Annotated in this window: 14 protein-coding genes; 11 read left to right on the plus strand and 3 right to left on the minus strand. The window is 74.6% G+C overall.

The window, feature by feature from the left end:
* Window positions 1-154 precede the first annotated feature (154 nt).
* On the plus strand, window positions 155-1,081 hold the full coding sequence (locus tag ACIA5A_RS27080; protein WP_396767251.1) for a serine protein kinase RIO: 927 nt from the start codon (window positions 155-157) through the stop codon (window positions 1,079-1,081).
* Between the two features lie 45 nt (window positions 1,082-1,126).
* On the opposite strand, the gene ACIA5A_RS27085 is transcribed toward ACIA5A_RS27080, so the two are convergent.
* Window positions 1,127-1,375: a DUF2630 family protein gene (locus tag ACIA5A_RS27085; RefSeq protein ID WP_089156110.1), complete on the minus strand. Its 249-nt coding sequence runs from the start codon at window positions 1,373-1,375 to the stop codon at window positions 1,127-1,129.
* A 343-nt stretch (window positions 1,376-1,718) separates the two neighbouring features.
* Here ACIA5A_RS27085 and ACIA5A_RS27090 point away from each other — a divergent pair, with 343 nt between their 5' ends.
* The 8 genes from ACIA5A_RS27090 to ACIA5A_RS27125 all read left to right on the plus strand — a co-directional run bounded on the left by ACIA5A_RS27090 (window position 1,719) and on the right by ACIA5A_RS27125 (window position 9,936).
* Complete coding sequence (locus tag ACIA5A_RS27090) at window positions 1,719-3,056, plus strand: cytochrome P450 (protein ID WP_396767266.1); 1,338 nt, start codon at window positions 1,719-1,721, stop codon at window positions 3,054-3,056.
* Window positions 3,053-3,928 (plus strand): terpene synthase family protein, encoded by an 876-nt coding sequence (locus tag ACIA5A_RS27095; protein WP_396767252.1) that lies wholly within the window; start codon window positions 3,053-3,055, stop codon window positions 3,926-3,928. The genes ACIA5A_RS27090 and ACIA5A_RS27095 overlap by 4 nt, the downstream gene beginning before the upstream one ends.
* Window positions 3,925-5,478, plus strand: coding sequence for a prenyltransferase/squalene oxidase repeat-containing protein (locus ACIA5A_RS27100; RefSeq protein WP_396767253.1), 1,554 nt, complete (start codon window positions 3,925-3,927; stop codon window positions 5,476-5,478). The genes ACIA5A_RS27095 and ACIA5A_RS27100 overlap by 4 nt, the downstream gene beginning before the upstream one ends.
* 80 nt (window positions 5,479-5,558) lie before the next feature.
* Window positions 5,559-7,988, plus strand: coding sequence for a nitrate- and nitrite sensing domain-containing protein (locus ACIA5A_RS27105; RefSeq protein WP_396767254.1), 2,430 nt, complete (start codon window positions 5,559-5,561; stop codon window positions 7,986-7,988).
* A gap of 66 nt (window positions 7,989-8,054) precedes the next feature.
* A complete protein-coding gene (locus tag ACIA5A_RS27110; RefSeq protein ID WP_396767255.1) occupies window positions 8,055-8,480 on the plus strand; it encodes a roadblock/LC7 domain-containing protein in 426 nt (141 codons plus the stop codon).
* Entirely contained in the window at window positions 8,477-8,866 is a 390-nt protein-coding gene (locus tag ACIA5A_RS27115) for a DUF742 domain-containing protein (protein WP_181569354.1), read from the plus strand. Before ACIA5A_RS27110 ends, ACIA5A_RS27115 begins: the two co-directional genes overlap by 4 nt.
* A complete protein-coding gene (locus tag ACIA5A_RS27120) occupies window positions 8,847-9,455 on the plus strand; it encodes an ATP/GTP-binding protein (protein ID WP_091071806.1) in 609 nt (202 codons plus the stop codon). The genes ACIA5A_RS27115 and ACIA5A_RS27120 overlap by 20 nt, the downstream gene beginning before the upstream one ends.
* Window positions 9,448-9,936: a GNAT family N-acetyltransferase gene (locus tag ACIA5A_RS27125; protein WP_396767256.1), complete on the plus strand. Its 489-nt coding sequence runs from the start codon at window positions 9,448-9,450 to the stop codon at window positions 9,934-9,936. Before ACIA5A_RS27120 ends, ACIA5A_RS27125 begins: the two co-directional genes overlap by 8 nt.
* 228 nt (window positions 9,937-10,164) lie before the next feature.
* Here the strand turns inward: ACIA5A_RS27125 and ACIA5A_RS27130 are convergent, their stop codons facing one another.
* Complete coding sequence (locus ACIA5A_RS27130) at window positions 10,165-11,013, minus strand: LysR family transcriptional regulator (protein WP_396767257.1); 849 nt, start codon at window positions 11,011-11,013, stop codon at window positions 10,165-10,167.
* Window positions 11,014-11,107: 94 nt separating this feature from the next.
* Here ACIA5A_RS27130 and ACIA5A_RS27135 point away from each other — a divergent pair, with 94 nt between their 5' ends.
* The gene (locus ACIA5A_RS27135; RefSeq protein WP_396767258.1) at window positions 11,108-11,839 is read left to right on the plus strand and encodes an SDR family oxidoreductase; all 732 of its coding nucleotides are present in this window, start codon (window positions 11,108-11,110) and stop codon (window positions 11,837-11,839) included.
* A 25-nt stretch (window positions 11,840-11,864) separates the two neighbouring features.
* Here ACIA5A_RS27135 and ACIA5A_RS27140 read toward each other — a convergent pair whose 3' ends face one another.
* Complete coding sequence (locus ACIA5A_RS27140) at window positions 11,865-12,341, minus strand: YfbM family protein (protein ID WP_396767259.1); 477 nt, start codon at window positions 12,339-12,341, stop codon at window positions 11,865-11,867.
* A 50-nt stretch (window positions 12,342-12,391) separates the two neighbouring features.
* On the opposite strand from ACIA5A_RS27140, the gene ACIA5A_RS27145 reads away from it, so the two are divergent.
* Window positions 12,392-12,790 (plus strand): SRPBCC family protein, encoded by a 399-nt coding sequence (locus ACIA5A_RS27145; RefSeq protein WP_396767260.1) that lies wholly within the window; start codon window positions 12,392-12,394, stop codon window positions 12,788-12,790.
* Window positions 12,791-12,884: the final 94 nt, after the last annotated feature.

The raw sequence follows: 12,884 nt of genomic DNA on the forward strand, positions 1-12,884 counted from the left end.
ACCGGTTGCCCCACCCGGTCCGGCCCGCGAGCATGGTGCCGCGCGAGGGCGCAGCCGGGTGTCGCCCGGTCGAGGAGAGGAGGTCGGTCATGGCCGTCTTTGCAGGTTCGTTCCGCCTGCCTCCACCAGCCTCGATCGAAGGACAGATCCACCCGTGCGCGATCACGACCTTCCGGCGCCACAGCGCCGTGGCCGCGGCAAGAGCCGCTTCGACGACGACGAACCCCATTTTCTGAAGCGGGGGCGGCCCGAGCCGACCCTCGCCGACCCGGACGCGGAACCCGACGCCGAGGACCGCTGGTCCTCCTGGGACCAGGCCGTCCACGGTCCCGAGCCGCACCCCGCCTGGCTGGTCACCGAGCTGGCCGCCCGGGACACCGAGCTGGGCGTGCTCAAGACCGGCAAGGAGGCGGACGTCCACCTGGTCCGCCGCGCGGTGCCGGACACCGGCCGCGGCTGCCTGCTGGCGGCCAAGCGCTACCGGGACGCCCAGCACCGGCTCTTCCACCGCGACGCCGGCTACCTGGAGGGTCGCCGGGTCCGCCGCTCGCGGGAGATGCGGGCGATGACCGGCCGCACCGCGTTCGGCCGGCAGATGATCGCCGGGCAGTGGGCGGCGGCCGAGTTCGCCGCGCTGTCCCGGCTCTGGGAGATCGGCGCGGACTCCGGGCGGATCGCCGTGCCCTACCCGGTGCAGTTGCTCGGCACCGAGCTGATGCTGGAGTTCGTGGGTGACGCCGAGGCGGGGGAGGCCGCGCCCCGGCTGGCCCAGGTCCGGCCCACCGACGCCGAGCTGGCCGACCTGTGGGAGCAGATGGTCGAGGCGCTCGTGGTGCTGGCCCGCGCCGGGTACGCCCACGGCGACCTGTCCCCGTACAACCTCCTGGTGCACGCGGGCCGGCTGGTCATGATCGACCTGCCTCAGGTGGTGGACGTGGTCGCCAATCCGCAGGGCGGCGAGTTCCTGGCCCGCGACGTACGCGTGGTGGCCGCCTGGTTCACCGCCCGGGGGATGCCGGCGTCCGCCACCGACCCGGTGGCGCTGACCGAGACGCTGCTGCGCGAGGCGGGGATCCGCTGACCCACAGGTGTCCCGGGCGGGACCGCTCCCGCCCGGGGCGCCGGGTCACTGCAGGTAGCGCTCGACCTCGGGGACCGGTCGCTCGCCCTGGGCGTCCGGGTCGCCGTGCGCCTGGCGCGCCGCCCGGCGGCGGCGGAGCAGGTCCCAGCACTGGTCCAGGGACTCCTCCAGGTGCCGGAGCCGCTCCCGGGCCTCGTCGTCGGTGCCGGCCTCGTGCTGCTGCGCGTCGGAGCGCAGACGGTGCTCCTCGTCGACGAGTTCCGAGATCCGGCTCAGGATGGTCTTGTCGTCCATGCCCGAAGCTTGGCACAGCGGAGGGCTTCGCGTCCGCGTTCCCGCGCCCGCGAGGCGCGTGTCATCAGGGGGCCCCGGCTGTGCCGGAAACGTTGAGCGGGGGCCCGGCCTGGCGCCGGAAGGCTTGCGGCGTGACGCATATCCCACCGGCTCCATTCTCGACAAAGAGATTGTTGTTAAGTGAAATATCCTCCGAGCTGTCTTTTGATTCGTCGCTCAGGATGGCATGCTCACGAGCAACGTTCACGGGTCGAGACGGGGTAACGACCCTCAGTCAACCCGAGGGGGCGTTCAGGTGGCCGATTCGTCCGGCCCGTCCCGGCCCGCCGGCCGGCCGCACACGGTGCCGCTGCGGCAGATCCTGCCCGCCGTCCTGCGGGACCCGGCCCGAGCGCTGATCGACATCGGCAACCGCACCGGCGGTGACCTCGTCCGGCTCAACCTCGGCTCGTTCCGCCCCTACCTGGTCACCCACCCCCGACACGTGCAGCACGTGCTGCGCGACCGGGCGGACAACTACGAACGGGCCGGCGACGGGCTGTTCTGGCGCCCGGTCAAGCGGCTGTTCGGCGAGGGCATCCTCGGCGAGGGGCAGATCTGGTCGGCCAGCCGCCGGATGCTCCAACCGATGTTCACCGCCAGGCGGGTCGAGGCGCTCATCGACGGCATGGCCGAGGCGATCTCCGACGCGGTCGACGAGCTGGACGAGCCGTACCGCGCCGGGCGGCCCGTCGACATCGGAGTCGAGCAGGCCCGCATCGTCAGCCGGGCGATCATGAAGGTGCTCTTCGCCGACCGGATCTCGGTGCCGGACGCGATGCGCGTGATCGACGCCCAGGACCGCATCGCCACCGCGGTCATCCCGCGGATCGTGGTGCCGTTCGCGCCGCTGTCGCTGCCGATGCCGGGCGACCGCGCGTTCCGCCGCGCGGTGCGCGTCGTCGACGACGTGCTGGTGCCGATCGTCCGGCGGACCCGCGACGACGCCGAGGCCGGCGACGACATCATCTCCACGCTCTGGCAGGCCCGCACCGACGACGGCCACCGGCTCGACGAGCGACAGGTCCGCAACGACACCGTGGCCATGTTCGCCGCCACCACCGAGACCACCATCAACGTGCTCACCTGGGCCTGGCCGCACCTGCACCAGCACCCCGAGGTCGCCGAGCGGCTCTACGCCGAGATCGACGAGGTGGTCGGCGGCGAGCCGGTACGCCGCGAGCACCTGGGCCGGCTCACCTACACCCGGATGGTGCTCGACGAACTGCTGCGGCTCTACCCGATCGGCTGGATCATCCCGCGCCGGGCGGTCGCCGACGACGTCATCGACGGCGTGCCGATCGAGGCCGGGGCGACCATGGCGGTCAGCCCGCTGATCACCCAGCGGATGCGGCAGTTCTGGGACCGCCCGGACGAGTTCGACCCGGAACGGTTCCGCCCCGAGCAGGTCCGGGCCCGCCACCGCTACGCGCACTTCCCCTTCGGCGGCGGCCCGCACCAGTGCCTCGGCATGTACCTGTTCTATCTGGAGGCCCAGCTCATCCTCGCCACCATGCTCAGCCGCTACCGCTTCCGGCTGCGGCGCACCGACGTACCCGGGTTGCGGCTGGCCGCGGCGCTGCGACCCCGCCGGCGGGTCGAGCTGACCCTGCTCGCCGCCGGCCGGGCGGAGTCGGCGTGACAGGCGTGCCGACGCCCGACCCGATCGCCGCCGCCGCGGAACAGGGACGGATCTGCGCGCTCGCCGCGCACGGCCAGCGTGGCCTGCGCCGGGCCGCCGCCGCGCACCCGGAGCTGTTCCCCGGCGAGCCGTTCGACGCGACGCTGTTCAGCAGCATCGCCTCGGCCATGGCGTTCAGCGCCCCCTGGCACACGGCCGCCGAGCTGGCCGTCACCAACCGCGCGGTGCTGTGGGGCTTCGCCGTCGACTGGCTGGTCGACCACCAGGCGACCAGCCGGGCCGAGGTCGACCGGATCGCCGGCACCTGCCTGGGCGTGCTCGACGGCGCCGACACCGACGACCCGCTGGGCCGGTTCCTCGCCGAGCTGCGCGACGACGTCGCCGCCGCGCCCGGCTACCCCGCGTTGCGCGGACGCTGGCGTGCCAGCATGGCACGCACGCTCGACGCGATGGCCCGTGAGTGGACGTGGCGCGCCACCGGTCGCCCGACGCTCGCCGAATACCTGGCCAACGCGGACAACCTCGCCGCAACCGTGGTCAACGTGGCCCACTGGATCCACACCGGATCGGTGACCGACGCCGCCACGTTGGACCGGCTGGTCGAGGTCGGCGACGAGGTGCAGCGGGCGCTGCGACTGGTCAACGACCTCGGCACCCACCGCCGGGACGTGGAGTCCGGCGACCTCAACGCGCTGCTGCTGGTGGACGATCCGGCGGAGATCGAGCGACGCTTCGCCGAGCAGGTCGACCACTGCCGTGTGCTGCTGGCGAAGCTCACCGACGAGGCGCCCCGGGAGGCCGACTTCCTGTCCCGGCAGCTCGGCTACACCACCGGGTTCTACCGGCACACCGACTTCTGGGGCGTGCGGTGAGCCTCACCGTCGAGCCCGCGACCCGGACCGGGCCGGCGCGCGAGCTGGTCGACGCGCTCGCCCACGACCCGGCCGGGCAGACCTCGCCGTCGGTCTACGAGACCGGCCGGCTGGTCGCGCTGGCGCCGTGGCTGCCGGGCCACGACGCGCGCCTGGCCTGGCTGCGTGACCGGCAGCGCCCGGACGGCGGCTGGGGTGGCCCCGGCGGCTACGCGCTGGTGCCGACGCTGAGCGCCGTCGAGGCCCTGCTGGCCGCGCTGCACCGGGACGGTCCGGCCCCGGCGTCGGCCGCCGCCGCGCACCGCGGGCTGGCGTTCCTGGCCGGCGCGCTGCGCGGCGACGCCCCACCCGACCTGCCGGCCACCGACCTGATCGTGCCGGCGTTGCGGGACGCGATCGACAGGCATCTCACCGGGCCGGCGGGGCCGCCGCCCGGGCTGGCCGGGTGGGCGGACCGGCCGCGCCTGCCGCTGCCGGCCGGTCTCGACCCGGCCCGCCTGCACCGGGTACGCGGTCTGCTGGCCGCCGGCCGGCCCGTCCCGGAGAAGCTGGCGCACGCGCTGGAGGTGGCCGGGGACCTGGCCCACCGGGCGTCCGGCGTGCACCCCTCGGCGAGCGGGTCGGTCGGCGCGTCACCGGCCGCCACGGCCGCCTGGCTCGGCCGGCCCGAGCCCGGCGCCGCCCTGGACTACCTGCGTGCCGTCGCCCGGCCCGGCCCGGTGCCCTGCGCCAGCCCGATCACCGTCTTCGAGCGGGCCTGGGTGCTCGCCGTGCTGATCCGGGCCGGTGTCCCGGTGCGGGTGCCCGAGCCGGTGCTGACCGCGCTGCGTGCCGCCGTGGGCGGCGCCGGGGCGGCCACCTCGCCCGGGCTGCCGGCCGACGCCGACACCACGGCGGTCGCGCTCTACGCGCTGGCCCGGCTGGGCCGGCCGCTCGGCGTCGGGCCGCTCGCCGGCTACGACACCGGGCGACACTTCTGCACCTGGCCGGGGGAGGACGGCGCGTCGCTGACCACCAACGCGCACGTGCTCGACGCGCTCGGCGAGCACCCGAGCCGGCCCGGCGTGACGGCGGCCCGGCGCCGGGTGACCGAGTGGCTGGTGGCGCGGCAGGAGCCGGACGGGCGCTGGGAAGACCGCTGGCACGCCTCCGCCTCCTACGCCACGTACGCGGTGCTGCTCGCCCTGGCCGACCACGCGCCCGACGGCGCGGCCCGGGCCGCGGTGGAGCGGGGCGTCGGTTGGCTGCTGGACACGCAACGGCCGGACGGCTCCTGGGGGCGGTGGCACGGCACCGCCGAGGAGAGCGCGTACGCGGTGCTCGCCCTGGCCGGCGCCGGCCGCGCCGGGGACGCGCGGGTGGCCGCCGCGCTGGCCCGGGGCCGCGATCGACTGTCCGAGCTGGACGGAACCGACGGCGGGCCGGCGCTCTGGCACGACAAGGACCTCTACCGGCCGACGCTCATCGTACGTGCGGCGGTGCTGGCCGCCTCGGGTCGCGCGGGCCGGGCATCGACGTACCGGGCACCTGCCATGATCAGGATCGCTTGAATGGAGTTCACGACGGCTGCTAGCGTGCGCCGGAGTCGATCGGATTTCGAGCCGACCGGAGACCGGGCCAGGACGGTGTGATGGGTTCCCGCAGTACGAATCTCCGTACGAAGATCATCGCCCTGCTGGCGTCGCTCGTCGCGCTCTGGGGCTTCGCGGCCTGGGTGACCGTGCGCGACGGGTTCAACCTGCTCGGCGTGCAGGCGCTCAACGCGCGGGTCTTCGAGCCGAGCGACCCGCTGCTGCTGGAGTTGCAGGACGAGCGCCGGCTCTCGCTGCGCTACCTGGGCGAGTCCGACCCCGGGCAGTTGCAGGAGTTGCAGGCCCAGCGCGGGCGCACCGACTCCGCCGCCCGCACCCTGTGGACCTCGGTGCAGGACTGGCGCACCGAGGTTCCGGCGAGCGACGAGCTGGAGCAGCGACTCGCCGAGCTGAAGTCCGAGATCGGCCAGCTCACCCAGGTCCGGGACGAGGTCGGCCGCAAGACCATCGACCGGACGGCCACGCTGAACGCGTACGACGAGGCGGTCGACGGGATCTTCGCGGTCTTCGACGCGCTCGGCGGCCTCGACGACGACCAGATCGCGCGGGACACCGCCGCGCTGATCGACCTGAACCGCTCCCGGGAGCTGCTGTCCCAACAGGACGCCCTGCTCACCGGCGCGGTCGCGGCCAACCGGCTGACCGTCGCCGAGCAGACCGCGTTCGCCCGGCTGGTCGGCGCGCAGTGGTTCCTCGCCGACCGCACCGCACGCGAGCTGGCCCCGAGCGACCGGGCCCGCTACCAGCAGATGGTCGACGGCGAGGCGTTCGGTCAGCTCCGCACCCTGCAGGACCGGGTGCTCGCGGCCAAGGGCGAGGACGTGCGTCCCCCGGTCACCGCCGACGCCTGGCGGGCCGCCGCCGACCGGGCGATGGCCGACCTGCGCGGGGTGATCCTCGCCGGCGGTGAGGACATCGTGTCCCGGGCCACCCCGGTCGCCGTCGGCGTCATCGTCCGGCTGGTGCTCGCCGCCGGTCTCGGCCTGATCGCCGTCGTCGCGTCGGTCATCGTCTCGATCACCACCGCCCGGGCGCTGGTCCGGCAGCTCGAACGGCTGCGCGAGGCGGCGTTCCGGCTGGCCAACGAACGGCTGCCCAGCGTCGTGGAGCGGCTCGGCCGGGGCGAGGAGGTGGACGTCCAACGCGAGGCGCCACCGTTGCAGTTCGGCGACGACGAGATCGGCCAGGTCGGCAAGGCATTCAACGTGGTGCAGGAGACCGCCGTCCGGATCGCCGTCGAGCAGGCCGAGCTGCGCCGCAGCGTCCGCGACGTCTTCCTGAGCCTGGCCCGGCGCACCCAGGCGCTGGTGCACCGCCAGCTCACCCTGCTCGACGCCATGGAACGCCGGGAGCACGACGCCGAGGAGCTGGAGGACCTGTTCCGGGTCGACCACCTCGCCACCCGGATGCGGCGCAACGCGGAGAACCTGATCGTGCTCTCCGGGTCGACCCCGGGCCGCGCCTGGCGGCGCAGCGTGCCGATGGTCGACGTGGTGCGCGGCGCGGTCGCCGAGGTCGAGGACTACACCCGGGTGACCGTCCGGCCGCTGGGCGCGGTGTCGCTGACCGGCCGCGCGGTCGGCGACGTGATCCACCTGCTGGCCGAGCTGATCGAGAACGGCCTGTCCTTCTCGCCGCCGCAGACCACCGTGGAGGTCCGCGGCCAGCTCGTCGCCAACGGCTTCGCGATCGAGATCGAGGACCGTGGTCTCGGCATGAGCGGCGACGAGATGGCCGCCGCGAACGCGCGCATCGTCGACCGGTCCGAGCTGAACCTCGCCGACGCCGCCCGGCTCGGCCTGTTCGTGGTCAGCCGGCTCACCGAACGGCACGGCGTGCGGGTGCAGCTCCGGGAGTCCGCGTACGGCGGGACCACGGCGGTGGTGCTGATCCCGCGCGAGCTGATCAGCGAGGACGCCGGTGGCTTCGCCGGCACCCCCGAGGTGACCGCCGCGCCGGCGCCGGCCGACGAGCCGGTCGGGACGCCGGACACCGCGGGTGTCGAGACCGTCGCGGTCGGGCCGGTCGAGGACGGCGACACCACCACGGCCGCACCCGCCGATTCCGGTACGCCGGAGGCCGAGCCGGAGCCGGCGACGCCCCGGCTGACCCCGTCCGGGCTGCCGGCGCGTACCCGCAGACGGCAGCCGGCGGTGGCCGGACCGACCACGGAGCTGGCCGTGGTCGAGACCCGTCCCGCCCCCGCGCCGGCCGACGCGACCCCGCCGGTGACCGAAGCGGGGTTGCCGGTGCGGGTGCGTCAGGCCAGTCTGAACCCGGAGCTGCGGCACGAGCCGGCGGGCGACGACGGGGCGGAGGACGCGGCGCGCGCGCCGGAGCAGGTGCGCCGGATGATGAGCTCCTACCAGAGCGGGACCCGACGCGGCCGCACCGACGCGGCGCGGCTGCTCGGCGGAGGGCGCGGGGCCGGGGGCGGGCCGGCCGACGGAAACGAGCAGGCCACCTGACCGGACGTCGACGCCGACGGTTCCGGGACGAGAACGGCACACCAGCCGGGGAGAAGAGGACGACGAGTGACGCAGAAGACGGCTTCGAGCGCGGATCTCGCGTGGCTGCTGGATGACCTGGTCGGCCGGGTCAAGCAGGCGGAACACGCCGTGGCGCTCTCCACCGACGGACTGCTGATGGCCTCGTCCCGCGGGTTGAGCCGGGACGACGGCGAGCACCTGGCGGCGATGGCGGCGGGCATCCAGAGCCTCGCCCGCGGCGCCGGCAAGCGGTTCGGCGGTGGTCAGGTCCAGCAGACCATCATCGAGATGCAGTCCTCGTTCCTCTTCGTCACCGCGGCCGGGCGCAACGCCTGCCTCGCGGTGCTCGCGTCGGAGGACGCGGACGTCGGCCTGATCGCGTACGAGATGGCCATGCTCGTCACCCGGGTCGGCCGGTTCGTCGCGTCACCGACCAGGGAACAGCCCCTCGGCGAGAACGCGGCGCGATGACCGGCCCGGGGGAGCCCACGGAGCAGGAGTGGGTGGACGACCACGCGGGCCCGGTGGTTCGCCCGTACGCGGTGACCGGCGGCCGGGCGCGCCCGGTGACCGGCACGTTCGATCTGATCTCCCTGGTGACCGCGACGCGGAACGAGGTGGGGTCGGAGTCCGGGCTCGGCCCGGAGCACGTGGCGATCGTGGGCCTCTGCCAGCGGATCCAGTCCGTGGCCGAGATCGCCGCCCATCTCGACCTGCCGGTGGGCACCGTCCGGGTCCTCCTGGGAGACCTGGCCGCCCGCAGCCTGGTGCAGGTACGCGAGCCGCGCGCGACCCCCGCCGGCCTTCCCGACGAGCACGTTTTCGAGGCGGTTATCAATGGACTACGGGCGCTCTGAGCGGCCGGCGGGAGCGGCGCCGCTGCCCACCGCGATCAAGATTCTGATCGCCGGCGGTTTCGGCGTCGGCAAGACCACAATGGTCGGCGCGGTCAGCGAGACCCGGCCGCTGCGCACCGAGGAGGTGCTGACCGAGACCGGGATCGGCATCGACGACCTGTCAGGTGTGGAGGAGAAGTCGACCACCACCGTGGCGATGGACTTCGGCCGGATCACCATCAGCGACGACCTGGTGCTCTACCTGTTCGGCACGCCCGGGCAGGACCGGTTCTGGTTCGTCTGGGACGAGTTGGCGCTCGGCGCGCTCGGCGCCGTGGTGCTCGCCGACACCCGCCGGCTGGCCGACTGCTTCCCGTCGATCGACTACTTCGAGGGGCGGGGCACGCCGTTCGTGGTGGCGGTGAACTGCTTCGAGGGCGCCCGCACGTTCCGGCTGGACGAGGTGCAGGCGGCGCTCGACCTGGACCCGGGCGTGCCGGTGGTGCTCTGCGACGCGCGCCAGCGCGAGTCCGCCAAGGAGGTGCTGATCACGCTGCTGGAGCACGCCATGAAGCTGCGGGAGGCGCGTCGGCGGGCGGCCGGTGACTGAGCCGACGGTCACCGTCCGGGCGATGTCCCCGGAGGAGTTCGACATCTGGCGGGACGAGCTGGCCGTGGAATACGCGCGGGAGCACGTCACGGCCGGCAACTGGACCGCCGAGGAGGGCCTCGGTCGGGCGCGGACGGCCGTCGCCGCCCTGCTGCCGGACGGCATGGCCACCGCCGGGCAGCTCATCCTGGTCGGCGTGCTGGCCGACGGCACCCCGATCGGCCGGATCTGGATCAGCCTGGCGCATCCTCGTGGCCTGCCCGACTGCGCCTTCCTCCAGGACATCGAGGTGGTCGCCGAACGCCGCGGCCAGGGGCTCGGCCGGGCGCTGCTGGCGGCGGGGGAGCGGGAGGCCCGGGAGCGGGGCGCGCGGGCGCTGGAACTCAACGTCTTCGGCGCCAACGAGACGGCGGCGACGCTCTACCGGACGTCCGGCTACCGGGTGGTCACCCAGCAGATGCGCAAGGACCTGCCGGCCTAGCTTGTTCCGCGGTGCGGGGGCGGGCTTCGGGCCGGTCGCCTCGCGGTTACGCGGAACCCGCTGAATGGTGACCGGGCGTTGCTCTGAGTCATACCGCTCTGAACCTGCCGATGCTTCCGGCCCGACACACCCGAGTCACCCGGCGCGCCGAGCAGCCGGCGGGTCGAGAAGCGACGGCGGGCCGAGCGCCGCTGTCGATCGCGCGGCGTCCGTGGGGTGCGGTTGCGGTCAGAGGCGGGCGGCGGTGCGGACCAGGGTGGCCAGGGACCGCGACCGGCTGTGCGGCGGCCACGCGATCACCGTGGTCACCGCAGGCGCGTCAGGCACCGGCACCGCGGCCAGGTCGGGGCGCAGGAGCGTCCGGCACGACTCGGGCAGCACCGCAGCGGTCCGACCGAGCGCGATCAGTTGGAGCAGTTGGGCGTGGTCGCGGACCTCCGGTCCCGGCCCGTCCGGATACGTGCCGTCGCGGCGCGGCCAGCGCGGCAGCGGCAGGTCGGCGAGCGCCTCGACGTCGGCCGTCCGCAGGTGCGTCCGGGCGGCCAGCGGGTGCCCCGCCGGCAGCACCGCCACCTGCTGCTCCGTCACCAGTTCCTCGATGTCCAGGCCGGCCGTCGAGTCGAACGGCAGGTGCAGCAGCGCCACGTCGGCCCGCCCGTCGCGCAGCAGCCGCTCCTGCTCCCCGATGCCGCAGAGCAGCACCTCCACGGCGACCGCGCCGGGCTCGGCGGCGTACGCGTCGAGCAGTTTCGGCAGCAGCTCGCTCGACGCGCCGGCCTTGGTGGCCAGCACCAGGCCGGGCTCGCCGACGGCGGCGGACGCGGCGCGTCGGGTGCGGCGGTCGGCGGCGGCCACCGCGTCCAGCGCCGCCCGGCCCTCGCGCAGCAGCACCGCGCCGGCCGGGGTCAGCGCGACGGTCCGGCTGTCGCGGTCCAGCAGCGTCGCCCCGATTCGTCGTTCGAGCTGCCGGATGGCCCGCGACAGCGGCGGCTGGGCGATGCCGAGGCGTCGCGCGGCGCGTCCGAAGTGCAGCTCCTCGGCCACCGCGACGAAGTAGCGCAGCTCCCGCGTCTCCATCCGACCACCGTACCCCCGGCCGATACCCGCCGGGTATCGGCGGCTACCGAGACGGTGTTGGCCGGCGGACGGCGGCGCGGACAGGATCGACCGCATGAGCGAACGCAGGACCGCGCTGGTGACCGGCGCGAACAAGGGAATCGGGTACGAGATCGCGGCCGGCCTGGGCGCACTCGGCTGGCAGGTGGGCGTCGGCGCCCGGGACGAGCAGCGTCGGGAGGCCGCCGTGGCGAAGCTGCGCGCGGACGGCGTGGACGCGTTCGGCGTACCGCTGGACGTGACCGACGACGCGAGCGTGACCGCCGCCGCCGGCTTGCTCCGGGAGCGGGCCGGCGGCCTCGACGTGCTGGTCAACAACGCGGCCGTCACCGGCGGGACGCCGCAGCAGCCCGGCGGCGCGGACGTGGCGACCGTGCGGGCGGCCGTCGAGGTCAACGTGATCGGCGTCGTCCGGGTCCTCGAGGCCATGCTGCCGCTGCTGCGCCGCTCGGCGTCGCCCCGCATCGTCAACATGTCCAGCGGGGTCGGCTCACTGACCCGGCAGAGCGCCTCCGCCGGGGAGCGCCAGACCGGGCCGCTGTCGGTGGCCTACGCGCCGTCGAAGTCGATGCTCAACGCGGTGACCATCCAGTACGCCCGCGCGCTGGCCGACACGAACATCCTGGTCAACGCCGCCTGCCCGGGCTACACGGCGACCGACCTGAACGGCTTCAGCGGGGTGCGGACGCCGCAGCAGGGCGCGGCGATCGCGATCCGGCTCGCCACGCTGCCTGACGACGGGCCGACCGGCGGGTTCTTCGAGGACGCCGGCGTGGTGCCGTGGTGACGGCCGGCCGTGGTGCCCGGCGGCTTCAGGTGACGGCCAGCAGCACGCCCTCGCCCTGCGCCGCGGCGGTGCGGTAGAACTGGCGCAGCTTGACGAAGTTGGGCAGGAGGTAGGTGTCGAATTCGTCGTCGCCGTCGTGCCAGATGGCCGGGTAGATCCCCTCGTCGGCCATGGCGGTCGGGTCGAAGCGGGCGCGCAGCGTCGCGTCGTCCACCGCGTCGAGCCCGTCGGCCACCGCGCGGACGGCGGCCGGGGCGAGCAGCCGGGGCGGGCCGTAGCCGACGTCGTCGCCGATCGGCTCGCCACCGAGGAGCGCCGCCCCGGCGCCGTCGTCGGTGTCCCACGCGGTCCCGGTCAGCAGGTAGTGCAGCCCGTGCCAGGACTTGTCCAGGTCGAGGACCGGTTCGTCGCCGTGCAGCAGCGGCGCCACAGTCGTCGGGTCGGCCGTCGCCGCCGCCAGTTCCGGGCCGGAGAGCCGGCGCCCGAGGAAAACCATGCCCATGGCGCCGCACGCTAGCGCAGCGGTACGACGGTCGTGCCATCATCGGCGGCGTGGCTACCGAGTCCCGGCACCTCAGCGTGCACATCAACCGCCCGGTCGCGGTGGTCTACGCGTTCGCGTCCGACCCGGCGAACCTGCCCCGCTGGGCGCCCGGACTGGGTGGATCGGTGACCCGCGACGGCGGCGACTGGTTCGTGGACACCCCCGAGGGGCGGGCGCGGCTGACGTTCGCCCCGGCCAACGACTACGGCGTGCTCGACCACGAGGTGCACACGCCGGCCGGCGAGACGGTGTACGTGCCGCTGCGCGCCGTCGTCGACGGCGACGGCACCGAGGTGGTGTTCAGCCTGCGTCGGGCCCCCGGCATGAGCGACGTCGACTTCGAGCGGGACGCCGCGCTGGTCCAGGGCGACCTGGCCCGGCTCAAGGCCGTGCTGGAGGAGTGGTAAGGAGGGGCCCCCTTTTTACACAACGAGGGGGTAAAGGGGCCCCCCCGGAGCCCCACCCCCGGCGGCCCGGGCGCCCCACCCGGGGCGGCACCGC

It is taken from the genome of Micromonospora sp. NPDC051300 (assembly GCF_044455315.1).
GTDB lineage: Bacteria > Actinomycetota > Actinomycetes > Mycobacteriales > Micromonosporaceae > Micromonospora > Micromonospora robiginosa.